The organism is Pseudomonas sp. 22490 (assembly GCF_052044465.1).
GTDB classification, from domain to species: domain Bacteria; phylum Pseudomonadota; class Gammaproteobacteria; order Pseudomonadales; family Pseudomonadaceae; genus Pseudomonas; species Pseudomonas aeruginosa.
On the sequence record NZ_JBQENS010000019.1, the window covers coordinates 70,629 to 96,686 of the forward strand.

General features: G+C 66.7%; 16 protein-coding genes. 6 read left to right on the forward strand and 10 right to left on the reverse strand.

Annotated features, from left to right (window positions below; all coding sequences use genetic code 11):
* Positions 1–233 precede the first annotated feature (233 nt).
* Positions 234–1,625, reverse strand: coding sequence for a PhoH family protein (locus ACTJJX_RS20745; protein ID WP_003093038.1), 1,392 nt, complete (start codon positions 1,623–1,625; stop codon positions 234–236).
* 503 nt (positions 1,626–2,128) lie between these two features.
* On the opposite strand from ACTJJX_RS20745, the gene copA1 reads away from it, so the two are divergent.
* On the forward strand, positions 2,129–4,507 hold the full coding sequence (gene copA1 / locus ACTJJX_RS20750; protein WP_003103003.1) for a copper-translocating P-type ATPase CopA1: 2,379 nt from the start codon (positions 2,129–2,131) through the stop codon (positions 4,505–4,507).
* Positions 4,508–4,538: 31 nt separating this feature from the next.
* Here the strand turns inward: copA1 and ACTJJX_RS20755 are convergent, their stop codons facing one another.
* From ACTJJX_RS20755 to ACTJJX_RS20770, 4 genes are all read right to left on the reverse strand, one after another.
* The gene (locus ACTJJX_RS20755; RefSeq protein WP_016852490.1) at positions 4,539–7,259 is read right to left on the reverse strand and encodes a LuxR C-terminal-related transcriptional regulator; all 2,721 of its coding nucleotides are present in this window, start codon (positions 7,257–7,259) and stop codon (positions 4,539–4,541) included.
* A 332-nt stretch (positions 7,260–7,591) separates the two neighbouring features.
* Positions 7,592–8,959, reverse strand: coding sequence for a DUF1329 domain-containing protein (locus ACTJJX_RS20760; protein ID WP_016852489.1), 1,368 nt, complete (start codon positions 8,957–8,959; stop codon positions 7,592–7,594).
* Between the two features lie 60 nt (positions 8,960–9,019).
* Positions 9,020–10,945 carry a DUF1302 domain-containing protein gene (locus ACTJJX_RS20765; protein WP_016852488.1) on the reverse strand — a complete coding sequence of 642 codons (1,926 nt, stop codon included), beginning with the start codon at positions 10,943–10,945 and terminating at the stop codon, positions 9,020–9,022.
* A gap of 211 nt (positions 10,946–11,156) precedes the next feature.
* A complete protein-coding gene (locus tag ACTJJX_RS20770; protein ID WP_016852487.1) occupies positions 11,157–12,839 on the reverse strand; it encodes a fatty acid--CoA ligase in 1,683 nt (560 codons plus the stop codon).
* 181 nt (positions 12,840–13,020) lie between these two features.
* On the opposite strand from ACTJJX_RS20770, the gene ACTJJX_RS20775 reads away from it, so the two are divergent.
* A complete protein-coding gene (locus ACTJJX_RS20775; protein ID WP_003103022.1) occupies positions 13,021–14,196 on the forward strand; it encodes an acetyl-CoA C-acyltransferase in 1,176 nt (391 codons plus the stop codon).
* A 98-nt stretch (positions 14,197–14,294) separates the two neighbouring features.
* Here ACTJJX_RS20775 and ACTJJX_RS20780 read toward each other — a convergent pair whose 3' ends face one another.
* Complete coding sequence (locus ACTJJX_RS20780) at positions 14,295–15,476, reverse strand: MFS transporter (protein ID WP_003093049.1); 1,182 nt, start codon at positions 15,474–15,476, stop codon at positions 14,295–14,297.
* Positions 15,477–15,577: 101 nt separating this feature from the next.
* Between ACTJJX_RS20780 and ACTJJX_RS20785 the strand changes: the two genes are divergently transcribed.
* A complete protein-coding gene (locus ACTJJX_RS20785) occupies positions 15,578–16,366 on the forward strand; it encodes an AraC family transcriptional regulator (RefSeq protein WP_004345774.1) in 789 nt (262 codons plus the stop codon).
* A 280-nt stretch (positions 16,367–16,646) separates the two neighbouring features.
* On the opposite strand, the gene ACTJJX_RS20790 is transcribed toward ACTJJX_RS20785, so the two are convergent.
* Genes ACTJJX_RS20790 through cioA form a run of 3 tightly spaced genes read right to left on the reverse strand, consistent with a single transcriptional unit; the run spans position 16,647 to position 19,308 of the window.
* Positions 16,647–16,808, reverse strand: a complete 162-nt coding sequence (locus ACTJJX_RS20790) for a DUF2474 domain-containing protein (RefSeq protein WP_223656238.1) — start codon at positions 16,806–16,808, stop codon at positions 16,647–16,649.
* Positions 16,809–16,830: 22 nt separating this feature from the next.
* Positions 16,831–17,838 (reverse strand): cyanide-insensitive cytochrome bd quinol oxidase subunit II, encoded by a 1,008-nt coding sequence (gene cioB / locus ACTJJX_RS20795; protein WP_003093053.1) that lies wholly within the window; start codon positions 17,836–17,838, stop codon positions 16,831–16,833.
* A gap of 3 nt (positions 17,839–17,841) precedes the next feature.
* Entirely contained in the window at positions 17,842–19,308 is a 1,467-nt protein-coding gene (cioA, locus tag ACTJJX_RS20800) for a cyanide-insensitive cytochrome bd quinol oxidase subunit I (protein WP_003103027.1), read from the reverse strand.
* 437 nt (positions 19,309–19,745) lie between these two features.
* Here cioA and ACTJJX_RS20805 point away from each other — a divergent pair, with 437 nt between their 5' ends.
* From ACTJJX_RS20805 to betT, 3 genes are all read left to right on the forward strand, one after another.
* Positions 19,746–20,525, forward strand: coding sequence for a MetQ/NlpA family ABC transporter substrate-binding protein (locus tag ACTJJX_RS20805; protein WP_003119236.1), 780 nt, complete (start codon positions 19,746–19,748; stop codon positions 20,523–20,525).
* A 174-nt stretch (positions 20,526–20,699) separates the two neighbouring features.
* Positions 20,700–21,674, forward strand: a complete 975-nt coding sequence (locus ACTJJX_RS20810; RefSeq protein WP_003119235.1) for a sigma 54-interacting transcriptional regulator — start codon at positions 20,700–20,702, stop codon at positions 21,672–21,674.
* A 189-nt stretch (positions 21,675–21,863) separates the two neighbouring features.
* Positions 21,864–23,825, forward strand: a complete 1,962-nt coding sequence (gene betT, locus ACTJJX_RS20815; RefSeq protein WP_016852485.1) for a choline BCCT transporter BetT — start codon at positions 21,864–21,866, stop codon at positions 23,823–23,825.
* A gap of 107 nt (positions 23,826–23,932) precedes the next feature.
* Here the strand turns inward: betT and ACTJJX_RS20820 are convergent, their stop codons facing one another.
* The gene (locus ACTJJX_RS20820) at positions 23,933–25,969 is read right to left on the reverse strand and encodes an OPT family oligopeptide transporter (RefSeq protein ID WP_003114310.1); all 2,037 of its coding nucleotides are present in this window, start codon (positions 25,967–25,969) and stop codon (positions 23,933–23,935) included.
* Positions 25,970–26,058: the final 89 nt, after the last annotated feature.

The window sequence follows — 26,058 nt, forward strand, 5'->3', positions numbered from 1 at the left end:
GCCCTGGAGGGCATGACGCGATGCCTGGGGGAGGTTCGGAAGGGGGATGATTGTATACATAAAGAGGTAGGGCAGGCCGGCGCAAGGCGCCTCATCCCGATCGGGTAACGATGCGGGCCCGGTCCCCGGACCGGACCGGGCCTGGCCTGGCCTGGCCTGGCCTGGCAGGATGTATATCCCGCCCGGCTTTTTCAACCGGGCGGGATATCGGCCGGCGATTGCCGCCGGCTACCTCACATGTGCGCCTCGGCGTACTCCGCCAGCACCGAGCGCGGCACCCCTTGCAGGGTCACGTGCACGCCGTGGGGGAAGTCCTTGAAGCGTTCGGTGAGGTAGGTCAGGCCGGAGCTGGTGGCGGACAGGTAGGGCGTGTCGATCTGCGCCAGGTTGCCCAGGCAGATCACCTTCGAACCGCTGCCGGCGCGGGTGATGATGGTCTTCATCTGGTGCGGCGTGAGGTTCTGGCATTCGTCGATGAGGATCAGGCTCTGCTGGAAGCTGCGCCCGCGGATGTAGTTCAGCGACTTGAACTGCAACGGCACCTTGCTGAGGATGTAGTCGACGCTGCCATGGGTGCATTCGTCGTCCATGTGCAGCGCTTCGAGGTTGTCGGTGATGGCGCCGAGCCAGGGCTCCATCTTTTCCGCCTCGGTGCCGGGCAGGAAGCCGATGTCCTCGTCCAGGCCCTGCACGCTGCGGGTGGCGATGATGCGCCGGTAGCGCTTGCTGACCATGGTCTGCTCGATGGCCGCGGCGAGCGCCAGGATGGTCTTGCCGGAACCGGCGGCACCGGACAGGTTGACCAGGTGGATGTCCGGGTCGAGCAGCGCGTACAGCGCCAGCGACTGGTACACGTCGCGTGGCCGCAGGCCCCAGGCTTCCTGGTGCAGGAGCGGCTCCTGGTGCAGGTCGAGGATGGTCAGCTCGTCCTGCTGGATGCCCTTGATCCAGCCGACGAAGCCCTGTTCGTCGACGATGAACTCGTTGATGTGCACCGCCGGCAGGTTGTCGGTGAGCTGCACGCGATGCCAGGTACGGCCGTGGTCCTGGCGGGTCTCGACCTTGCTCACGCGGTCCCAGAAAGAGCCGGCGAGGGAATGGTAGCCGCGCGACAGCAGGGCCACGTCGTCGATCAACTGGTCGGTGTGGTAGTCCTCCGCGTCCACCCCGCAGGCGCGCGCCTTCAGGCGCATGTTGATGTCCTTGGTCACCAGCACCACGCGCACGCCGCTGTGGCGGCTCTTCAGCTCGACCAACTGGTTGATGATCTTGTTGTCGTTGAGGTGCTCCGGCAGCCAGGTGATGGGCTCGGCACGCTTGCTCATGAGGATCGACAGGCTGCCGCTGGGGCCGTTCTTGCCACGCTGGATCGGTACCCCTCCCTCTACCTGCTCGGGCGTGGCCTCGCCGAGTACCTGGTCGATCAGGCGGATGGCCTGGCGGCACTCGGCGGCGATGGTGTGCTTTCCGGTCTTCAGCTTGTCCAGCTCTTCGAGCACCGTCATCGGGATCGCGACGCGGTGTTCCTGGAAGTTCAACAGGGCATTCGGATCGTGGATCAGGACATTGGTATCGAGGACGTACAGGGTGGGCTGGGTGGGGCGGGAACGTCCGTGGTCATCCATACGCGATCACCTTCTGCTAAGGGCCTGGCGACGGAATGCCGGGTCGGCGCTCCGCCGGGGGGCGAGCCGCCTTCTCTCTTCCGGTGGGGAGAGCCTGACAGCAGAGGTGAGGGCCGGGGCCGCCACCTGTGCTGCAGGGTTCGGCGGTCTACGGTTCCACAAATACCGCAAAAAATATGACGGTAAAAAGTACTTTTCGTCATCAGCAGGTTTTTTTTCCGCAAGCGACGAAATACCTTGGCGCAGCCCTTCGCGAGGTCTAGTGTTATCGGTCCCACCCCTGTGAAAACCCTCCGCTTTTCCGTGCCGCAACGGTTTTCCAGCGCCATTCCCCCTCCCCCCTGCCCCTGCGACATAAAGCCGCCACTGCGCCCTGCGCCGCCTTCCTGTATGAATCCGGGGCTTGACCTTGACACGATGTCAAGGCTGAACCTGGCGACAGATCTCACCGGCGCCTCCCAGGGCGCCTGCGGTGCCACTTCTGTCCATTCCAAGGAGGACTCATGAACAGCGCCACGCTAACCGAGCTCGATCTGCCGGTCAGCGGCATGACTTGCGCGTCCTGCGCCGGCCGTGTCGAACGAGCCCTGAAGAAAGTGCCCGGGGTCGCGGCCGCCTCGGTCAACCTGGCCAGCGAGCAGGCCCGCGTACAGGCCCCGGCGGACAGCCTGCCGGCCCTGGTGGCGGCGGTCGAGCAGGCCGGCTACCAGGTTCCGGCGCGCAGCCTGGAACTGTCCATCGAGGGCATGACCTGCGCCAGTTGCGTCGGCCGGGTCGAGCGGGCGCTGAAGAAGGTGCCCGGCGTACGCGAGGTCAGCGTCAACCTGGCCAGCGAGCGCGCCCACCTCGAGTTGCTCGGCGCAGTGGACAGCCAGGCCTTGCTGCAGGCGGTGGAACAGGCCGGCTACAAGGCCCGCCTGCTCGACGCGGGGCAACCACGCCAGGACGATGCCGAGCGCCGCCTGCGCCGCGAACGCTGGTGGGTTATCGCCGCGCTGTTGCTGGCGTTGCCGCTGGTGCTGCCGATGCTGGTGGAATGGGCCGGCCTGCACTGGATGCTGCCGCCGTGGGCACAGTTCCTCCTGGCGACCCCGGTGCAGTTCGTCATCGGCGCGCGCTTCTATGTCTCCGCCTGGCGCGCGGTGAAGGCCGGCGCCGGCAACATGGACCTGCTGGTCGCCCTCGGCACCAGCGCCGGCTACGGCCTCAGCGTCTACCTCTGGCTGACCGCCCCGCCCGGCCACATGCCGCACCTCTACTTCGAAGCCTCCACCGTGGTGATCGCCCTGATCCTCCTCGGCAAGTACCTGGAAAGCCGCGCCAAGCGCCAGACCGCCAGCGCCATCCGCGCCCTTGAGGCGTTGCGCCCGGAGCGCGCGGTGCGCCTGCGCGACGGTCGCGAGGAAGAGGTGGCGATCGCCGAGTTGCGCCTCGGCGACGAGGTGGTGGTGCGTCCCGGCGAACGCTTCCCGGTGGACGGCGAGGTGCTCGACGGCAGTAGCCACGCCGACGAGGCGCTGATCACCGGCGAGAGCCTGCCGGTGCCCAAGGCTCCCGGCGACAAGGTCACCGGCGGCGCGATCAACGGCGAAGGCCGGCTGCTCCTGCGCACCACTGCGCTCGGCGGGGAAACGGTGCTGGCGAAGATCATCCGCCTGGTGGAAGACGCCCAGGCCGCCAAGGCGCCGATCCAGAAGCTGGTGGACAAGGTCAGCCAGGTCTTCGTCCCGGTGGTGATCCTCATCGCGCTGGTCACCCTCGGCGCCTGGCTGGTCGCCGGGGTCGGCCTGGAGCAGGCCCTGGTTAACGCCGTGGCGGTGCTGGTGATCGCCTGCCCCTGCGCCCTCGGCCTGGCCACCCCGACCGCGATCATGGCCGGCACCGGCGTGGCCGCGCGCCACGGCATCCTGATCAAGGACGCCGAGTCCCTGGAAGTCGCCCATGCGGTCACCAGCGTGGCCTTCGACAAGACCGGCACCCTGACCTCCGGGCGACCGCAGATCATCCACCTCGGCGGCGACGACCCGGAGCAACTGCTCAGGCTCGCCGGCGCCCTGCAACGCGGCAGCGAGCACCCGCTGGCCAAGGCCGTGCTCGAGCGCTGCGCCGAGCGCGACCTGGAGGTTCCGCCGGTGAACGCCAGCCAGGCCCTCAGCGGTCGCGGCATCCAGGGCGAGGTCGAGGGTCGCCGGCTGGCCCTGGGCAACCGCCGCCTGCTCGACGAGCAGGAACTCAAGCCCGGCGCGCTGGCGAGTGCCGCCGCGGACTGGGAGGCCGAGGGCCGCACCCTGTCCTGGCTGCTGGAACTGGCTCCGGAGAAACGCGTGCTCGGCCTGTTCGCCTTCGGCGACAGCCTCAAGGATGGCGCCGCCGAAGCGGTGGAGGCCCTGCGCGGACGGGATATCCACAGCCACCTGATCACCGGCGACAACCGCGGCAGCGCGGCGGTGGTGGCCAAGGCCCTGGGCATCGACGACGTACACGCGGAAGTGCTGCCGGCGGACAAGGCCGCCACGGTCGCCGAGCTGAAAGGCCGGGGCCGGGTGGTGGCGATGGTCGGCGACGGCATCAACGACGCCCCGGCGCTGGCCGCCGCCGACGTCGGCATCGCCATGGGTGGCGGCACCGACGTGGCCATGCACGCCGCCGGCATCACCCTGATGCGCGGCGACCCGCGCCTGGTGCCGGCGGCGCTGGACATCTCGCGGCGGACCTACGCGAAGATCCGCCAGAACCTGTTCTGGGCCTTCATCTACAACGTGATCGGCATCCCGCTGGCGGCCTTCGGCCTGCTCAACCCGATGGTGGCGGGCGCAGCGATGGCCTTCTCCAGCGTCAGCGTGGTCGGCAACGCCCTGCTCCTGCGACGCTGGAAGCCCTGAGCCAGCACGCCAGGCACATGGGGTGGCGCGCCTAGCGCAACAACCCCATGTGCTTGGCCCGCGCCACCGCCTGGGTGCGACGCTCGACGCCGAGCTTGTCGTTGATATGGCGGGCGTGGCTCTTCACCGTATGCAGCGAGATGAACAGCCGCTCGCTGATCTCCTGGTTGGACAACCCCTGGGCGATCAGCTCCAGCACCGCCAGTTCGCGCCCGCTGAGCACCTCGCCCGCACCGCCCGCGGGCTCGGCGGGCGGCTCCGGCAACAGCGCGCGCATGCGCTGGGCGCCGGGACAGGCAGGGAAGCGCTGCAACTGTTCGCGCAACCATTCCGGCTGCTGCACGAGCAATTCGTGGAGCGGCAGCAAGGCTCCGCCGACTGCGCCCTCCATGGCCTGTTGCAGGGTCGCCAGCGCCTCGCGCTCGCGGCCCTGCTCCAGGTGCAGCGCGGCCAGTTGGCCGAGGGCCAGGCGAGCCGGCAGCAACGCGCCGTTCTCCCGCGTCGAGCGGGCCAGCCGGTCCAGGCGCCGGGCGGCTTCCTCCGGGCGTCCTTCGCGGCGCTCCAGGCCGGCCTGGAGCAACTCCACATGCAGCGGCAGCAGCGGACTGCATTCCGGCGGCGTGGCCGCCTGCCCGCCGTAGGTGCCGCCCAGGCGCTGTAGCCAGACGCCGGCCAGTTCGGTCTGGCCCTGGGCCAGCCAGAGTTCGCACTTGATCAGGGTGATCGCCGCCAGGTAGTAGATCGGCGGGATATCCCAGGCATGCATCAACCGCTCGACGTCGCCAAGCCGGGCGAACGCCGCCGCGTAGTTGCCCAGGCGCCCTTCCAGGCTGGCCAGGACGCAATAGCCGATCACCAGGCTGACATCCCGGCAGCTGCGGGTTTCCTCGATTCCCTGCTTGATCCACTTGCGCGCTTCGTCCGGCTGCAGCGCCAGGCTGCGCAGGTAGCCGCGGTACAGCAGGAGCCGCCCGCGCACCGCGTAGCGGCGTTGTGCCGGCAGGTGCTGGAGGCGTTCCAGGCCCTGGCGCACCTCCTCCTCGGCGCGCGCCACCTCGCCGCGCGCCTGGAGGACGCGGGCGCGGTCGTAATGGACCAGTGCCTCGAACAGCGGGTTGCCGTAGCGCTGGGCGAACTCCAGGGCGTCGCGGTTGTAGTTGCGCGCCTGCCAGAAGTCGCCACGGGTCACCGCCAGGTTGCTCAGCGTCGACAGGCATTGCAGGCGGGTGCCGTAGCGCTCCCCGGCGAGGTCCTGCAAGGCCTCGCGGCAGTGCGCCTCGGCCTTGTCGATGTCGCCGCGGCCGCGCGCGATCACCCCGCTCAGGGCCTGCCACTGGGCCAGCAGGTCGCGTTGCGCGGACTCGTCCGGCGCCGGCAGGAAACGCGCCAGTTGGCCGGCCAGCTCTTCCGCGGCATCCAGCTGGCAGGCCAGCGCCAGCGCCCAGCCGTACAGCAGGATCAGGCGCGGCGTGCTCGCCAGGAGGCTGTCCGGCAGGTCCATCTTCCAGCGCAGCAGGGTGGCGATGTTCTGCTCCGCCAGCAGTTGCTCTTCCGACAGGTTCTGCACCAGGCTCGCCGCCACGTCCGGCTGGCCGGCGCGCAGCGCCTGTTCCACCGCCTGGTCGAGCAGGCCATGGCGGCTGAACCAGCCGCAGGCGCGCAGGTGCAGGGAGCCGGCGGACGGACCGAAGTCGGGCAAGGGACGCGCCAGCAGCAGGTCGGAGAACAGGTGGTGGTAGCGGAACCACTGGCCGTTTTCGTCCAGCGGCACGAGGAAGACCTGGTGCTGCTGCAGGTGGTCGAGGATCGCCGCGCTGTCGCCGGCCTCGCGCACGGTATCGCAGAGTTCGGCGCAGAAGCGCTCGAAGCGTGCGGTCTGGGCGAGGAACGCCTGGACCTCGGACGGCTGCCGCTCGATCACCTCCTCTAGCAGGTAGTCGCGGATCAGTTCGTCGGCGCCGTGTACCCCGGGGCTGACCTGCTCCTCTGGATCGCCGCGCGCCAGCAGCCAGAGGCGCAGCCCGGCGACCCAGCCTTCGCTGCGCTCGAGCAGCGCGTCCAGCGCGTCCTCGTCGAGTTCGAGGCCGCTGGCGGCCATCAGCGCCCCGCTCTCCTCGGCGGTCAGGCGCAGGTCCTGTTCGCTGAGTTCGAGCAATTGCCGCGACAGGCGCAGGCGCGCCAGGTGCCAGTCCGGCCGCTGCCGGCTGGTGACCAGCAGCACCAGGCCCTCGGGCAGGTGATTGAGGAGGAATTGCAGGCAACGGTCGAGCACCGCGCCCTGGGCCAGGTGGTAATCGTCCAGCACCAGTAGCAGGGGACGCTGCGGGTCCAGGCAGGGGGCGAGTTCGTCGAGCAGGTCGTCGAGCCAGGTCTCGAAGGCGAACGGCTGGTGACGCTGGCGCATCTTCAGCAGGCCGAGGGCCTCTTCGCCCAGGGTCGGGTGGTACTGTCGCAAGCCATCGAGCAGGCGTTCGAGGAAACGTCCGGGATCGCTCTCGCGGCTGCTCAGTCCCAGCCAGAGGCTCTGCCAGCGCGGATCGAGGCTTTCGCAGAACTCGATGGCCAGGGAACTCTTGCCGAATCCGGCGGGCGCGGCGATCAGCAGCAGGCGACCGTCCAGTCCGTCGCGCAGTCGACGGCAAAGACGCGGGCGCGCCACATGGGCCGACGGCAGCGGGGGGCGGAAAAAGCGGTTGGCCGTCGGCAGGACGGCGGATGGAGTGCCCGAGAAGGTGCGCGAGAAGTCAGTCATCACCCGGTTTCTTGGTTTATGTATGGGGCGTGAACGCTCCGGAGACTAACCACAAGTGATGGCTATTTGAAGCACTATCCATCGGCTCGGACGAAATAGCGCACCGGCGCTTCAGCTCGATAACCAAGGAAAGACCGGTTTCCCGGCGCGGTCCAGGCGCGGCAAACGTTTCCCGGCCACACAGGTGCCCGCCGGGAGGATGGCGACGACGGAATCCGCGGGCGAGGCGGGAAAACACTTTGTAATGAATTGACGGCCGGAGCGGCACGCCGCCCGCGAAAACGAAGAAACCGGCACAAGGCCGGTTTCTTCGTGGCTAGGAACGCCGTTTCTCAGCGTACCCCTTCCTGGCGCAGCGCCGCCGGGGTGTAGTCGCTTTCCGAAGCGCTGTAGTTGAAGTCGTAGGCCTGTTTCTCCTCGTTCTTCATGCCCAGCGCCAGGTAGCGGCCGGAGAGCAGGTCGTAGAGGGTTTCCACCGCGTACCAGGGCACCTGCTTGTCGTAGTACTGCTCGGCATGCGCCTCGGCCACGCGCCACAGGGTGCCGCGACCGTCGTAATGGTCGATCTCGGCGGCCTGCCAGGTGTCCTCGTCGATGTAGAAGTCACGCTTGGCGTAGATGTGCCGCTCGCCCGGCTTCAGGGTCGCGACCACATGCCAGACGCGGTGCAGCTCGTAGCGGGTCAGGTCCTGGTTGATGTGGCCGGCCTTGACGATTTCGCTGTACTTGATCTTCGGATCGTCGAGCTTGTAGCTGTTGTAAGGAATGTAGATTTCCTTCTTGCCTTCCAGCTTCCAGTCGTAGCGGTCCGGCGCACCGTTGTACATGTCGAAGTTGTCCGAGGTGCGCAGGCCGTCGGCGGCGGTGCCAGGACCGTCGTAGGACACCTGCGGAGCCCGCCGCACGCGGCGCTGGCCGGCGTTGTAGAGCCACGCCAGGCGCGGCTCCTTGACCTGGTTGAGGGTCTCGTGGACCAGCAGCACGTTACCGGCCAGGCGCGAGGGCGCGGTGACCCGCTGCTTGAAGTAGAACAGCACGTTGCTCGGCTTGTTCGGGTTGTAGTCCTTCAGGTTGGTACGGAAGGTGAAGGCATCCTGGAAGTAGACCAGCTGGTAGGAGCCGTTGACCTGCGGAGTGGCCTGGGTCACCAGGCGCCGGACGCTGCCGCCGCGGTAGCGGGTGATGTGGTTCCAGATCACCTCCAGGCCGTTCTGCGGGATCGGGAACGGGTTGGCGGTATCGAAGTTCTCCAGGCCGTTGCCGCCTTCCACCAGCTTGGTGGTGGTGGCGTTGCGCTTGGCCGCCTCCTGCACCGCCGCCGGGACGGTGGCGCTGCGGTGGGTCTTGTATACCGGGATCTTGTAGGTATCCGGGTAGCGCTTGAACATGGCCAGTTGGCCGGGAGTCAGCTTGTCCTTGTACTGGTCGACGTTCTGCACGGTGATGGTGAACAGCGGTTGCTCGCTGGCATAGGGGTTGGCGAGGAAGCCACGGCTGTCGACGCTGCCGGCGTTGGTCGCCAGGCCGCCGTCCCAGGCGGGGATGCTGCCGTCGGCGTTGCCGGCCTTCTCCGCCCCCAACGGAGTCAGGCTGGTGCCGAGCTTGGCCGCTTCGTCGGCGGATACCGCCGCCATCACCTGGGTGGCCAGCAGGCTCAGGGCCAGTACACCGGTATGCAGAAGAATCTTCGTTGTTTTCATTCGCTCGTCGTCCTCGTTAAGTCCTGCTCGCCGGCCCGGTTCGCACCGGGCCGGCGTACATCAGAAGTTCATGCCGAAGCTGAGCGCGACGAAGTCGCGATCGTCCACGGTGGTGTACTTGCCGTCGAAGAAGTTGGTGTAGGAGAGGCTCGCGGTGTAGGTGTTCTGGTACTCCGCGTCCACCCCCAGGCTGACCGCCTTGCGGCCTTCCTCGAAGTTGGCGCCGGGGCCGGGCGAATAGCCATCGACGTCGTGCGACCAGGCCACGCTGGGCTTGAGGTTCACGCCCATGAACACGTCGTTGTAGTCCCAGATCGCACGGGCGCGATAACCCCAGGCATCCGAGGTGGTATAGCCATCGTTCTCGCAGTAGCGGCTGACGTTGTTCGCTTCGGCGGTGCCCAGCGTGCTGACGTTCAGCGCCTGGCAGCTGGCCAGGCCGGAGATGGTCCCCGGCAGCGGCCCCGGTCCGAAGACCGGGTCACGCCCGTAGCGTGCCTTGGAGGTGCTTTCCAGGCCGCCGACGTGGGTCCAGCCGATCTCGCCCACCAGGGTCAGGCGCTCGGCGCCCATCACCTGGTCGAAGAAGTGCGTCAGGGTGGTCTGCAGTTGGGTGACCTCCTTGCGCCGATAGCCGTGCAGGTCCTGCCCGGCCTGGCCGTTCAGCACCGAGGCGTTGTCGTAGGGGCGGTTGCCGCCGATGCTCACCGGGTCGAGGCCGGCGAAGAGGATGTCGGTGGTGTTCAACTGCACCGGCGCGTTGGGCCGGTAGCTGACTTCGCCGCTCCACGCGGTGCCGTTGGGCAACGTGGTGGAGAAGCTCAGGCCGAACATGCGGATATCTTCCGGGTACTCGATGAAGTAGCTGGAGTTGCCGGCGGTGGCCGCCGCCGCGGCCTGTGCGGCCAGTGCCGGGTTGATCGCGGCGAGGCGGGTGGCGAGGTCGTTGATCGCCGCCATGGTGCTGGCCGAGGCGCCCTGGCCGCTGAAGATCGGCAGGCGGCTGTGGTAGTTCATGTAGTAGGCGCCGAACTCGGTGTTCAGTTCGTCGGCGAAGTAGCGCAGGGCGAAGCCGTACTGGCCGCTGTCGCGAGCGTCGCGGTCCGGCCCGCGGCGGACCAGGATGCCCTCGTCCCAGGGCGACGGGGTAACGCTCAGGCCAGCCCCGGCGAGCACGTTGTTGAGCAGGTTGATGGACGCCTTGTTGTTGGTCAGCACCGCCAGGTTCTGGTCGCAGCCATCGGCCACCACGTCCGGCTGGGAGAAGAAGGTGCCACAGTTGTCGACCACCGTCTGGTCCCACTCGATCTGGTAGAAGCCTTCGGCGGACAGGTTGTCGGTGAGGTTCTGCGACAGGTAGAACATGTTCACCGGGATCAGGCCTTCCTTGATCTCCGAGCCGGGCCGGCGGAAGGCGGTGACGTCGATCGGGTTGATGGCGCTGATGCCGTTCTGGATGAAGGTGCTCTCGCCCCAGTTCACCACCTGCTTGCCCAGGCGCACGCTGCCCGGCAGGTCGCCGATGGCATAGTTGTGGTAGATGAAGGCGTCGAGCAGTTCGGCTCCGGAGGACTTGGCCAGGGTCTTACGGCCGCTGTCGTCGATGTCCTTGAACTCGCGGTGCTCGTCCTTCAGCTCGAAGTCGTACCAGTACTTGCCGCGCAGGAACACACCGGTATCGCCGTACTTCAGTTCGAGGTCATGGATGCCCTTGAAGACCTTCGAGAACGTTTCCCCACGCTTGAAGTTCAAGTGGCTGTCGTCGGAGGTCTGGGAAAGTCCCTTGCCGCCGTTGTTCACACCGATCAGGTTCTTGTTCGGCTTGGCGGTCGACCAACTGGCCCCGACCGACAACGCCGAATCGAAGGAACCTTCGATTTCCCCGATGTTGAAGGTCACCCCAAAGGCCGGAGCCGCCAGCGAGGAAGCCAGGCTGACGGCCAACGGCAACCGGGCCCGACGCGAGAACGGATTACGGGTTGTCATCGACGCTACTCCATGTGTGTTTTTTGTTATGAGTGCGTGGACTATAGCTAGCGCTGCCTGCCGCTTGATCCCTCGAAAGTGTGATTTGCGCGGCGCAACCACTCTGGCTCGCGCCTTTGCGGCGGATGGAGAATGACCGGGCGGTCGCGAAAACGCGGAGACCAAGCGTTTGCTTGGCCTCCGGGCGTTTCGGCGGTGTAGGAAAGCCCCGTCAGACGGTCGACAGGAAGGCGCTGCCGGCTTCCTGCCACTGGGCGATCTCGATACGGATGCGCTTCTTGTCCAGCTTGCCGACGCTGGTCTTGGGAATATCGGTAACAACCGCGATCTGCGAGGGGATCGCCCACTTGTTGATGTTGCCCTGCTCGACGAAAGGCTTGAGGTGCTCCTTCAGGCCACGGGCGTCCAGTTGCTGGCCCTCGCGCACCACCAGCAGGGCGAACGGGCGCTCGCCCCATTGCGGATCGGGCACCCCGACCACCGCCACTTCGCGTACCGCCGGATGGCGGCTGATCAGGTCTTCCAGCTCCAGGGAGGACAGCCACTCGCCGCCGGTCTTGATCACGTCCTTGATGCGGTCGCGGATCTCGATGAAGCCCATGCCGTCCAGGGTCGCCACGTCGCCGGTGTGCATCCAGCCGCCGCGCCACAACTCCTCGCCGCGCTCGGGTTCGCGGAAATACCCCTGGGTCAGCCATGGCGAGCGCAACACCAGCTCGCCCTGGGATTCGCCGTCGGCCGGGAGGAAGCGGCCCTGTTCGTCCATGATCGCCGCATCCACCAGCGGCACCGGCACGCCGGCCTTGATCCGGTAGGTGGTGCGCTCGTCCTCGCTTCCGGCCAGCAGTTCGTCGTTGAGGTAGGCGCAGGAAATCAGCGGACAGGTCTCCGACATGCCGTAGGCGGCGGTCAGTTGGATGCCGCGCGCCTTGGCCGCCTCGTAGAGCGAGCGGTTCAGCGCGCTCCCGCCGATGATCACCTTCCAGCCCTTGAAGTCCACGCCCTGGGCAGCCCTGGCGTTCATCACCATCTGCAGGATGGTCGGCACGCAGTGGGAGAAGGTGACCTTCTCGCGCTTCCACAGTTCGACCAGCAGTTCCGGATCGTAACGCCCGGGATAGACCTGCTTGACCCCGAGCATGGTCGCCACGTACGGAGTGCCCCAGGCGTGGACATGGAACATCGGGGTGATCGGCATGTACACGTCGCTGGTACCGAGCAGGCGGATGCTGTCCAGGCTGCCGATGGTCGAAGCCATCGCCAGAGTGTGCAGGACCAGTTGCCGGTGGCTGAAATACACACCTTTCGGATTGCCGGTGGTGCCGGTGGTGTAGAAGGTGGTGGCGATGGAGTTCTCGTCGAAATCGGGGAAGTCGTAGCGCGGGCTGGCCGCGGCCAGCAGCGACTCGTATTCGCCGACCAGGCCGGGCAGTTCGGCGCTCTTCTCCGCGCCGTCGGTGAGCAGGATGGTCCGCTCCACCGTGGCCAGCTGCCCCGCCATCGCCTGGTAGAGCGGGACGAACTCGCTGTTCACCAGCACGAAGCGATCCTCGGCGTGGTTCATGGTGTAGAGGATCTGTTCCGGGGAGAGGCGGATGTTGATGGTATGCAGCACCGCCCCGATCATCGGGATGGCGAACATGCATTCCAGGTAGCGATGGCTGTCCCAGTCCATCACCGCCACCGTGTCGCCGGCCTTCACCCCGGCCTCGCTGAGTACGTTGGCCAGGCGCGCGACGCGCTCGTTGAAGGTGGCGTAGCTGTAGCGCACCTGGTCGCGGTAGACGATTTCATGACTCTTTTCGTAACGACGGCCGGAAAGCATCAGGCTCTTGATCAGCAACGGATACTGATAAGCGCCGGCGGCGGCCGGGATGAGACGGGTCTTCAGCATGGGGCGTACACCTGGGAGCGGGTTCGTTGTCAGGATGAGGCCGACTCTAGAGCCGTCGGCGGGCTTTGTTCATCAGTCAAAAGAGTGATTTGCCCCGTGACCTTTCGGAGCCTCCCGGTCACAAGATAGAATCCGCCCACTGAATCGTTCAGACCCTATCCAGAACAAGAGGTAACGTTCCATGTCCGATATCGTCATCGTCGCCGGCGCCCGTACTCCCATGGGCGGCTTCCAGGGCAGCCTGGCCGGCGTTTCCGCGGTCGACCTGGGTGCCGTCGCGATCCGCGAAGCGGTGCAGCGCGCCGGCATCGCCGCCGAGGACGTACAGGAAGTGATCATGGGTTGCGTCCTGCCCGCCGGCCTGAAGCAGGGCCCGGCCCGCCAGGCCGCGCTGGCGGCCGGCCTGCCCGCCGCCACCGGCTGCACCACCATCAACAAGCTGTGCGGCTCGGGGATGAAGGCGGTGATGCTGGCCCACGACCTGCTCAAGGCTGGCACCAACCAGGTGATGGTCGCCGGTGGCATGGAAAGCATGTCCAACGCGCCCTATGTCCTGGAGAAAGCCCGCAGCGGCCTGCGCATGGGCCACGGCGAGATCAAGGACCACATGTTCCTCGACGGCCTGGAGGACGCCCGTACCGGCCGTTTGATGGGTTCGTTCGCCCAGGAGACCGCCGACAAGTACGGCGTGACCCGCGAGGAGATGGACGCCTATGCCATCGAATCGCTCAAGCGCGCCCAGGCCGCCATCGCCGATGGCTCGCTGGCGGCGGAAATCGTCCCGGTCACCGTCACCAGCCGCAAGGGCGAGAGCGTGGTGAAGGACGACGAGCAACCGCTGACCGCCAATCTGGAGAAGATCCCGAGCCTCAGGCCGGCGTTCCGCAAGGACGGTACCATCACCGCCGCCAATGCCAGCTCGATCTCCGACGGCGCCTCCGCGCTGGTCCTGATGACCGCCGAGGAAGCCCAGCGCCGTGGCCTGAAGCCGCTGGCGCGAATCGTCGGCCATGCCACCCAGAGCCAGGACCCGAGCGAGTTCACCCTGGCGCCGATCGGCGCGATGACCAACCTGTTCGCCAGGACCGGCTGGAGCAAGGACGACGTCGACCTGTTCGAGATCAACGAAGCCTTCGCCATGGTCACCATGCTCGCCATGCGCGAACACGGCCTCGATCATGCCAAGGTCAATGTCTATGGCGGCGCCTGCGCCCAGGGCCATCCGGTCGGTTCCACCGGCTCGCGGATCATCCTCACCCTGATCAACGCCCTGCGCCAGAAAGGCGGCAAGCGCGGCGTCGCCTCGCTGTGCATCGGCGGCGGCGAAGCCACCGCCGTGGCGCTCGAACTGCTCTGATACGGCGTTGAGCCATCGGCGCCCGGCCGGCTCGCGCTGTCCGGGCGCCCTCTTCCTCAGGTGCCCACCGCGGCGCTGCGCGCCGGACGCCCTCTTCCTCAGGTGCCCACCGCGGCGCTGCGCGCCGGACGCGGAAACACCAGCGCCGCGGCGAAGGTCAGCGCGGCGAAGCCCGCCAGTACCAGGTACAACCCCAGCAGCCCCTGCCGTGGTTCCAGGTAGGCGATCATCGGGATCGCCGCCGCGCTGGCGCCGAACGACAGGAAATAGCGCAGGGCGAAGACCCGCGCCTGCCACTGCGGCGCGACGAAGTGGGCGACCATCGCATCGTTCACCGTCACCTGGCCGAACACCGCGAACATGAACAGCGCGCCGAACAGCACCACTGCGCTGCCGTGGCCGTAGGCCAGGGCCAGCAGCAGCGGCACCTGGCAGAAGGTGAGGAAGACGAACGGCAACTTCAGGTTCAGGCGATCGATCAGGCGCCCCATGATCAGTTGCGCCACCGCGCCGAAGGCATAGGCCAGGCTGACCACCACGCCGAGGGTCTGCGGCGACGCCAGCAAGTCGCTCAGGCGCTCCTGGAACAGCTTCGGGTAGGTCACGGTGCTGGCGTTGAACACCACCCCGCCGGTGGCGGTGACCAGCGCCAGCACGCCGAACACCCGGCGCATCGACAGGCCCTCGCTGTCCTCGCCACGCGCCGCGGCCTTGGCCGACAGGTGCGGCGATGGCTCCTCGCGCACGCAGAAGAAAAAGCCGATGCCGAGCAGGATGGCCACCCCGCCGGGCAGGATGAACGCCGCACGCCAACCGAAGTGCGCGGTGAGAAAGCCGGTAAGCAGCGCGGCGAAGGCGACCCCGAGGTTACCCCACATGCCGTTGATGCCGATCTCGCGGCCGCGGTTCTCCGCGTGTGCCACCAGCATCGCGGTGCCGACCGGGTGGTAGATCGCGGCGAATACCCCGATCAGGGTCAGCCCGGTCACCAACATCGGTACGCTGCCGGCCAGCCCGGTGAGCAGTGCGGCGGCGCCGATACCGAAGAAGAACAGCAGCATCATCCGCCGCCGGCTCCAGGTATCGCCCAGCCAGCCGGCCGGCAGCGAACAGGCGCCGAAGGCGATGAAACCGCCCAGCGACAGGCCGATCAGACCGGCGTAGTCGAGGTCGAAGCTGCCGGCCATGCCGAGCACGGCGGCGGGGAAGATCAGCATGAACATGTGGTCGATGACATGCGCGGCGTTGATGAAGCGGATAACGGTTCGAGGTCGGTTCATGGCGTGCGGCCTGAATGGTCGGTGAGGAATGGGCGTCATGACCCGGGCATGATAGGTTGACCGAAAAGCGCAGACAGGACAGCGAGGTCATCGAAACGGACATGCTGATCGAGCACCGCCCGGACGGCCTGCTGGCCGCCATCTCCCTCGACTTCCCCGACGGCCATCACCTGGGGCGGCATTTCCACCCGCAGGCGCAGTTCCTCTACGCCGCTCGCGGCCTGATGCGCCTGGCCACCCACCACGGCGCCTGGGTGATCCCGCCGACCCGCGCGGTATGGATTCCGCCCCGGGTGGAGCACGAGATATTCATGTCCGGCGAGGTGCACATGCGCACCCTGTTCATCGAGCAACCCGAAACGCCGACACCGCTAAGCGACTGTTGCGTACTGGCGGTGACGCCGCTGCTGCGGGAAATGATCCTGCGCGCCATCCACCTCGAGAGCCAGCCGCGCCTGGACGACTTCCGCCAGCGCCTGCAAGGGCTGATCCTCAGCGAGATCGCCAACCTCGAACGGATGCCGCTGTACCTGCCGATGCCCCGCGACCGCCGCTTGCAGGCGATCTGCCAGGCATTGCTGAAACAGCCGGAACTGGGGCTGACCCTCGATGACTGGGGCCTGCGGGTCGGCGCCAGCTCGCGCACCCTGGCGCGGCTGTTCGCCCAGGAATTGCAGATGAGCTTCCATGAGTGGCGCCAGCAATTGCGCCTGACCGAAGCCCTGCCGCGCCTGCTGGCCGGCGACAGCGTGCAGGTGGTCGCCCGCGACCTCGGCTACGGCAGTACGCGGGCCTTCAGCAGCATGTTCCGCCGCCTGCTCGGCGAAACCCCGCGCGACTACCTGGGGCGACTGGAGCAACTGGCACGGGTCAGGGGCCGCGAGGACTGATGCCCCACGGCGCAACGCCAAGCAATGGCGAATCGGCGGATAACGCCTGCGGCGTTATTCGCCCTACCAAGGCTTCAGTAGGGCGCATCCGCCGCTCCCGTAGGGCGCATAACCGCAGCGCGGTTATCCGCCGAACCGGCCTGGATGGTGCAAGGCGGGAACGCGAGGATTGACGCCCTACGGCGCAACACCGAGCACTGGCGGATCGGCGGACAAAAAGAAGCCCTCCAGCGGAGGGCTCTCGGAAAAGGGCGCCGGAGCGCCCGGATGGGATCGTCGATCAGTGCGGGACGCCCAGCCCCGCCGCGCTCATGAACAGGCGCATCAGCCAGGCGGCGACGCCCAGGGCCAGCACGCTGGCGGTCCAGATACCCGCCAGCCAGGCCAGGCGTCGCCAGAGCGCTGGCTTGGCCGCGCTATCTCGTTCGGGATGACTCGGCATACGGACCATATGCGGCGCCTCCTCAGTGATAGCCATCGCCGTGCTTCACCTTGCCGCGGAACACGTAGTAGCTCCAGGCGGTGTAGCCGAGGATGAAGGGAATGATGAACAGCGCGCCGACCAGCATGAAGCCCTGGCTCTGCGGCGGCGCCGAGGCCTCCCAGATGCTCACCGCCGGCGGGATGATGTTCGGCCACAGGCTGATCCCCAGGCCGCTGTAGCCGAGGAAGATCAACACCAGGGTGAGCACGAACGGCTTCACGTGGTCGTTGTTGGCCACCGAGCGCAGCAGCGCATAGAAGGTCACCAGGACCAGGATCGGCACCGGCAGGAACCAGAACAGGTTCGGCAGGCTGAACCAGCGTGCGGCGATCTCGGCATGGGCCAGCGGCGTCCACAGGCTGACCACCCCGATGATCGCCAGCAGCACCAACGCCAGCGGGCGCGCCAGGTCGTGCATGCGCTCCTGCAGGCGGCCTTCGGTCTTCATGATCAGCCAGGTGCAGCCGAGCAGGGTGTAGGCGACGATCAGGGCCAGGCCGCAGAACAGCGGGAACGGCGCGATCCAGTCCAGCGAACCGCCGGCGAAGCTGCGGTTCTCCACCGGGATGCCTTCGATGAAGGCGCCCAGCGCCACGCCCTGGAAGAAGGTCGCCACCAGCGAACCGCCGATGAACGCCTTGTCCCAGATGTGCTGCTTGGCCGGCTTGGCCTTGAAGCGGAACTCGAAGGCGACGCCGCGGAAGATCAGCCCGACGAGCATGAAGATCAACGGCAGGTAGAGCGCCGACAGGACCACCGCGTAGGCCAGCGGGAAGGCCCCGAACAACGCCGCGCCGCCCAGCACCAGCCAGGTCTCGTTGCCGTCCCAGACCGGCGCCACGGTGTTCATCATCACATCGCGGTCGCCGCTGTCCTTGAAGAACGGATAGAGCATGCCGATGCCCAGGTCGAAGCCGTCCATCACCACGTACATCATGATGCCGAAGATGATGATGACCGCCCAGATGAGGGGAAGATCGATACCCATGTCTCAGTTCCTCTTGTCCTGGTCGCGGTCGGCCGCTTGCGCGTGGCCGTCGTGCTCTTCGTCGAAACCTTCGCCGGCGGCCGACAACGGCCGTGCCGGCGTGCGCTTCTGCCCGGCGCCTCCCGGGTTGGTCTCGCGTCCCTCATGGGTGACCGGGCCCTTGCGCACCAGGCGCATCATGTAGCCGATACCGACGCCGAACAGCGAGAAGTACACCACCACGAAGGTCAGCAGGGTCAGGCTCATCTGCGTCACGCTCTGCGCCGAGGAGGCGTCGGCGGTGCGCATCAGTCCGTAGACCACCCAGGGCTGGCGGCCCATCTCGGTGGTGAACCAGCCGGCGAGGATCGCGATCAGGCCGGACGGTCCCATCAGCAGGGTCAGGCGCAGGAAGGCCTTCGAGTTGAACAGCTTGTCCTGGCCGCGCCAGCGCAGCCACAGGCTCCAGACGCCGACCAGGATCATCAGCATGCCGAGGCCGGCCATGATCCGGAACGACCAGAACACCACGGTGGAGTTCGGCCGGTCTTCCGGCGGGAAGTCCTTCAGCGCCGGGATCGGCTCGGTCAGGCTGTGCTTGAGGATCAGGCTGCCGAGCACCGGGATCTCCACCTTGAAGCGGGTTTCCTCGCGCTGCATGTCCGGCCAGCCGAACAGGATCAGCGGGGTCGGCTCGCCGCTGCTGTTGTCCCAGTGGCCTTCCATCGCGGCGATCTTCGCCGGCTGGTGCTCCAGGGTATTGAGGCCATGGGCGTCGCCGATCAGCGCCTGTACCGGGGCGACGATCAGCGCCATCCACATGGCCATCGAGAGCATCTTGCGGATCGCCGGGTTGTCGCGCCCGCGCAGCAGGTGCCAGGCGGCCGAGGCGCCGACGAAGAAGGCGGTGGCGAGGAACGCGGCGACCGACATGTGCAGCAGGCGGTAGGGGAACGACGGGTTGAAGATCACCGCCAGCCAGTCCACCGGGATCACCCGGCCGTCGACGATCTCGAAACCCTGCGGGGTCTGCATCCAGCTGTTGGAAGCGAGGATCCAGAACGTCGAGATCAGCGTGCCGATCGCCACCATCACCGTGGCGAAGAAATGCAGGCCCGGTCCCACGCGGTTCCAGCCGAACAGCATGACCCCGAGGAAACCGGCCTCGAGGAAGAACGCGGTGAGCACCTCGTAGGTCAGCAGCGGACCGGTGATGGACCCGGCGAAGTCGGAGAAATGGCTCCAGTTGGTGCCGAACTGGTACGCCATGACCAGCCCGGACACCACGCCCATGCCGAAGTTGACCGCGAAAATCTTCGACCAGAAATGATAGAGGTCGCGGTAGACCTCTTCGTTCGTTTTCAGCCAGAGGCCTTCCAGTACGGCCAGGTAGCTGGCCAACCCGATGGTGATCGCCGGGAAGATGATGTGGAAGGACACGGTGAACGCGAACTGGATGCGGGCAAGGTCGATAGCCTCCAATCCGAACATGGCAACTCCTCTTCAGGTTCTCGGCCCTTCCGGCTTACGTGCGGATTCGGCCGTGCTTCCTCACGCGCAACGCTACGCAAGGTTTTGGAACACATCCTTCAGCTATCGTTCTTGTCATTGGAAAGCGACCGCAGCCCTGGATGGCAGGAATGCGGGAAGGGTCGCAAGCAGATTCCCGGACCGCCCGCCTTGATGCAGAGCAATTCGGTACGAAAATCTTACCCGTTAGCCTAGACCGTCCTGCTGTGGTCGGTTGTCGCGAGACAAATTGCCTCAGCTCTCTCATATTCATTAATAGAATATAAAAATAAACAAATAATATTTTTATGGAATAAAAAGAGTCGCTACTCTCCCCTTCAAGCCGCCCCTCGCGTGTTGGCGCCCCTCCTTCACCGCCCTGAACGCAGCGGCGGACATCGCCCTACAAGGATCGAAGAATGAAAAAACTGCTCCTGCTGACTGCCCTGGCCTCCGTCATCAGCGTTTCCGCCAACGCAGCGGAAAAGCTCCTCGTCGCCGCCACGCCGATCCCCCACGCGGAAATCCTCGAGCTGATCAAGCCGACCCTGGCGAAGGAAGGCGTCGACCTGCAGATCAAGGTGTTCACCGACTACGTGCAGCCCAACGTGCAGGTCGCCGAGAAGCGCCTGGACGCCAACTACTTCCAGACCCTGCCGTACCTGGAGAACTTCAACAAAGGCAAGGGCACCAACCTGGTCACCGTGGTCGGCGTACACGTCGAGCCCTTCGGTGGTTATTCGAGGAAATACAAGTCGCTGGCCGAGTTGCCCGACGGCGCCACCGTCGCCATTCCCAACGAAGGCAGCAACAGCGGGCGCGCCCTGCTGCTGTTGCAGAAGGCCGGCCTACTCAAGTTGAAGGATCCGAACAACGCCCTGGCCACGCCCAAGGACATCGCCGAGAACCCGAAGAACCTGAAATTCAAGGAACTCGAATCGGCCCTGCTGCCGCGCGTGCTGGACCAGGTCGACCTGGACCTGATCAACACCAACTACGCGCTGGAGGCCAAGCTCAACCCGGCCAAGGACGCGCTGGTCCTGGAAGACCACGATTCGCCCTATGTGAACTACCTGGTGGCGCGTCCGGACAACAAGGACAGCGACGCCCTGAAGAAGCTTTCCGCCGCGCTGACCAGCCCGGAAGTGAAAGCCTTCATCGAGAAGAAATATGCCGGCGCGGTGGTCCCGGCCTTCTGACCCCAGCCCGTCCCGACTCCCACGCTGGGCGCCGTTGCAGCGCCCCTTGTTCACGCCGGTGTCGCATGGCTTGCACCGGCGTTTCTTTTTCCGCAACGGCCCCCGCCCGCAGCCGTTCCGGCCGTCGTCGCGGCGCAGGCGCTGGAGGCGCCCCGTGCCGCCAAGGAGTTACCCATGAGCGAGAAACCACGCCCCGCGCCGCTGACCTTCCCCGACGCCGACCGCAGTCCGCTGAGCATCCGCGCCAAGGCCCTGGTGTTCTTCGACCCACGCTCGCACCGGGTCCGCGAAGAACTCGAGCGCCTCGCGCCACAGGGCCAGCCGGTGCTGATCGAAGGCGAGACCGGCACCGGCAAGGAGCTGCTCGCCCGGCAGATCCACCGCCACAGCGAACGCGCCGGTCTGTTCGTAGCGGTCAGTTGCAGCGCCCTCAGTCGCAACCATGCCGAAGCCGAGCTGTTCGGCTACGCTCCCGGCGCCCATAACGGCCCGGTCGGCAGCCGCGCCGGCTGGTTCGGTTCGGCCAATGGCGGCACCCTGTACCTGGACGAGATCGCCGACCTGCCGCTGACGCTGCAGGCCAGGCTGCTACAGACGCTGGAGGAACGCGAGGTGCTGCGGGTCGGCGCGCAGCAGCCGATTCCCCATGACGTGCGCCTGGTCACCGCCACCAGCGTCGACCTGGACCAGGCGGTGCGCGCCGGCAAGTTCCTGGCCGGCCTGCAACAATACCTGCACGACGGCCGCCTGAGCCTGCCGCCATTGCGCGAACGTCCGGGAGACATCCTGCCGCTGGCGGAATACTTCATCGGCGTCTATGCCCAGCGCCTGGACCTGCCGGTGCCGGCCATCGGCGTGGAAACCCAGCGGGTCCTCGAGAGCTATCCCTGGCCAGGCAACATCCGCGAGCTGGAAAACGTCGTCCACTTCGCCCTGCTGGTCAGCGACAAGGAAGAAATCCTGCCGCAGCATCTGAATTTTGGCGGGGCAACGCCAGACCCATCGCTGGCCGGTCTGCGGCGCCTGCTCGGCCAAGCCGGAGCGCCGTCGCTGGAGCAGGTACAGGCCCTGCTCCTGCAACTGGCCACCGAGCAGGCAGGCGGCGACGAGGAGGCGGGAAGGCGGCGCCTGGGACTGGCGGCGAACTGAAGGAATCCTTCGGCGAACGTGCGGGAAAAGCGCGGCGCCGAAGGCTTCCATACGTCCGAAGGATTGGCTCCCGGGCCCTTGATCGTGTTTATATTGAACGCTTGATCAAATTAAGGACGAGGAGACCAGCCTGTTTTGACTGACGCACAATCGCCCTCCGCCACCCCCTCCACCCCCACGCCCATCCGCATGAATCCCCCGGTGTTCTACGGTGCGGCGATCCTGATCCTGCTGTTCGCCGCAGTGGTCATCGGCTTCCCACAGCGCGCCGGCGAATGGCTGCTGGCCGCGCAGACCTGGGCCTCGCAGACCGTCGGCTGGTACTACCTGCTGGCGATGACGCTGTACCTGATCTTCGTGGTGGTCACCGCGCTTTCCGGCTACGGCAAGATCAAGCTCGGTGCCGACCACGACGAGCCGGAATTCAGCTACCTGTCCTGGGCCGGCATGCTGTTCGCCGCCGGCATCAGCATCACCCTGTTCTTCTTCTGCGTATCCGAACCGCTGACCCACTTCCTCCAGCCGCCGCAAGGCGAGGCCGGTACCCAGGAAGCCGCGCGGCAGGCCATGGAACTGCTGTTCCTGCACTGGGGCCTGCACGGCTGGGGCGTATTCGCCCTGGTGGCGATGGCGCTGGCCTACTTCGCCTACCGCCACAACCTGCCGCTGGCCCTGCGCTCGGCGCTCTACCCGTTGATCGGCAAGCGCATCAACGGGCCGATCGGCTACACGGTGGACTGCTTCGGCATCATCGCCACGGTGTTCGGCCTCGGCGCCGACATGGGCTTCGGCGTGCTCCAGCTCAATTCCGGGCTGGACTACCTGTACGCCATACCGCATACCCATGCGGTGCAGATGGTGCTCATCGTGCTGATGATGGGCGCGGCGATCTCGGTGGCGGTCTCCGGGGTCGACAAGGGCATCCGCATCCTCTCCGACATCAACATGCTGCTGGCTTGCAGCCTGTTGCTGTTCGTGCTGTTCGCCGGTCCGACCCAGCACCTGCTCAACACCCTGGTGCAGAACGTCGGCGACTACCTCGGCCACCTGCCGGGCAAGAGCTTCGACCTCTACGCCTACGGCGGCCCCAGCGACTGGCTGGGCTCGTGGACGGTGTTCTACTGGGCCTGGTGGATCGCCTGGGCGCCCTTCGTCGGCCTGTTCATCGCGCGCATCTCGCGCGGCCGGACGATCCGCGAATTCGTCTTCGGCGTGCTGTTCATCCCGCTCGGCTTCACCCTGGCGTGGATGTCGATCTTCGGCAACAGCGCCCTGGAGCAGGCCCTCGGCGGCGCCAGCGAACTCGGCCGGGTGGCCATCGAGCAGCCGTCGATGGCCCTCTACCAGATGCTCCAGAACTACCCCTGGAGCCGCGCGGTGATCACCGTCACGGTGCTGGTCAGCTTCGTCTTCTTCGTCACCTCGGCGGACTCCGGCACCGTGGTCCTCTCCACCCTCTCCGCCCACGGCGGCAGCGCCGACGACGACGGGCCGAAGTGGCTGCGGGTGTTCTGGGGCTCGGTCACCGCGCTGGTCACCGGCGGGCTGCTGTTCGCCGGCAGCATCGACGCGCTGAAGTCGGCGGTGGTGCTGACCTCCCTGCCCTTCTCGCTGATCCTGCTATTGATGATGTGGGGCCTGCACAAGGCCTTCTACATGGAGTCGCAGCGCCAGCGGGCGCGGAGCCACTCCCTGGCGCCGCTGATGAGCGGCAACGGCAAGCGCTCCGGCGGCTGGAAGCGACGCCTGTCGCAGGCCGTGCACTTCCCCTCGCGGGACGAGGTGTACCGCTTCATGAACGACGTGGTGCGCCCGGCGATCAGCGAGGTTTCCGAGGTGTTCCGCGAGAAGGGCCTGGCGGTGGACGCCCAGCTCGACCCGGGCAACGCCTCGCTGAGCCTGGAGATCGGTCATGGCGAGCAGCATCGGTTCCTCTACCAGGTGCTGATGCGCGGCTACTTCACGCCGTCCTTCGCGCGTGCCGGCATGGGCGGCCTGCACCTGAAGAATCGCCGCTACTTCCGTGCCGAGGTGCATCTCGCCGAAGGTAGCCAGGACTACGATCTGATGGGCTACACCAAGGAGCAGATCATCAACGACATGCTCGACCAGTACGAGCGGCACCTGCAGTTCCTGCACCTGGTGCGTTGAGCGCAGGAAAAGGGGGCGCGCAGGGCGCCCCTTCCCTCATCCTCCGTCCCTGACCGCGGGGAATGACGCTAGCGGCAACATCCCATCCCCGTGCAGCTGCGAATCCCTCAGCGCGCCAGCACTCGCCGGTAGAACAGCACGCAGATCGCGACGAATACCACCAGTCCCAGCCACTGGGCGATGCCCGCGAAGCCGGCGCCGGCCAGCGCCAGCGGCGCGTCCTCGCCGGTGGCGCCGATCACCCCGGCGAGCAGGATGCCCATCAGGCTCTCGCCGACGATCAGCCCCGAAGCCAGCAGCACGCCGCGTCGCTTCGGCTCTTCGGCATAAGCCTCTTCGTCGACCCCGGCCGCCGCCGCACGCTTCTTCAGGGCATTTTCCAGCAGCCAGGAAATCAGCGCACCGACCACCAGGGTCATGCCGATGGTCGGCGGCAGGTAGATCCCCAGGCCCACCGCCAGCACCGGCAGGCAGGCCTTGCCGGTACGGCGCAGGAGCAGGTCGACGAGGATCAGGGCGATGCCCAGGGCGACGCCGATGAGGATCATGTTCCAGTTCAGCGCGTCGTGGAAAATCCCGCTGGCGATCGCCGTCATCAGGGTCGCCTGCGGCGCGGCCAGGGCCTGGCCGGGGTCCATTCCCTCGCGCGGCAGGGCCCCGGTGAAGCCGTAGGCGCTGTAGAGCAGTTCCAGCACCGGGGGGATCACCAGCGCGCCGACGATGCAGCCGACGATCAGCGCGACCTGCTGGCGCCAGGGCGTGGCGCCGACCAGGTAGCCGGTCTTGAGGTCCTGCAGGTTGTCGTTGGAGATCGCCGCGATGGCCAGCACCACCGAGGTGGTAAACAGCGCCAGGGCGATCGCCAGCTTGCCGTTCTGGCGGTCCAGCAGGCCGCCCTCGATGCTGCCGAAGCCGAGTATCAGCAACGACACCAAGATGACCGCGATGATTCCGATCCCCGAGATCGGACTGCTCGACGAACCGACCAGGCCGGCCATGTAGCCGCAGGCGGCGGCGATCAGGAAGCCGAAGAAGAAGGCGAACACCACGCATACCGCCACCAGACTCCAGAACTGCGGGCTGGCCATGTCCGGCGCGGCGGCACCGAGGAAGTGGCTGAAGACCACGAACAGCGAGACCAGCAGTATCCCGGCGATCAGCAGGATCCACTTGGCCGGCATGTCCAGCTCGGTGCGCAGGCTGTTCGCCTGGCTATTGCCGCGCACTGCCCCGAGGGAGGCCCAGACGCCCCGCACCATCGGCTTGAACAGGGTCGCCAGGGTCCACAGCGCGGCCACGCCGATGGTGCCGGCGCCGAGGAAGCGCACCTGCGAACTCCACAGTTGGGTGGCCAGGTCCGACAGGCTCTGGCCGTCGGCCGGCACGCTGTTGACGGTCAGCAGCGGCACCGCGACGCCCCAGGAGATCACCACGCCGATGAGGATCGCGATGCCGGCGGTGATGCCCATCAGGTAGCCGGCACCGACCAGCGCCAGGGAAAAACCGGTGGAAAGGCGGAACGCCGCCTGCCCGGCACTGAGCCAGACGCTGAAGCCTTCGGCGAGAACCTTGAAGCCGCTGCTCCAGAGGCTGAACAGCGCCGCCACCAGGCCGCCGCCGAGGATGTCGTAGAGCCCCGGCGCGTTACCGGCGGCACGCGGCGCGCGGGCGTCTTCCTCGTCCTCGGCGCCGTCGCTGCCGACCCGGAGGATTTCCGCCGCCGCCACCCCTTCCGGATACGGCAGTTCGCTCTGCACCACCATCACCCGGCGCAGCGGAATGGTATAGAGCACCCCGAGAATGCCGCCGATGGAGCAGATCGCCGCGGTCTGCCAGAACGGGAAGCCACTCCAGTAGCCGATCATCAGCAGGCCGGGAAGGATGAAGATGATCGAGGACAGAGTGCCGGCCGCCGAGGCCTGGGTCTGCACCATGTTGTTCTCGAGGATGTTGGCGCCGGAGAAGTAGCGCAGGACGGCCATCGAGATCACCGCCGCCGGGATCGACGAGGCGAAGGTCAGGCCGACCTTCAGACCGAGGTAGACGTTGGAGGCGGTGAAGACCACGGTGATCAGCGCACCGAGGATCAGGCCACGCAGGGTGAGCTCTGGCAGGGTCAGCTCATCCGGGATGCGTTCTTGCATGGATGAAAACTCTCGAAACAATTGGACCCGCCAAGCTTAGGCGAGAGCGGCACGCCGGGACACGACAGCGAATGTCGCAGAGGCGACCT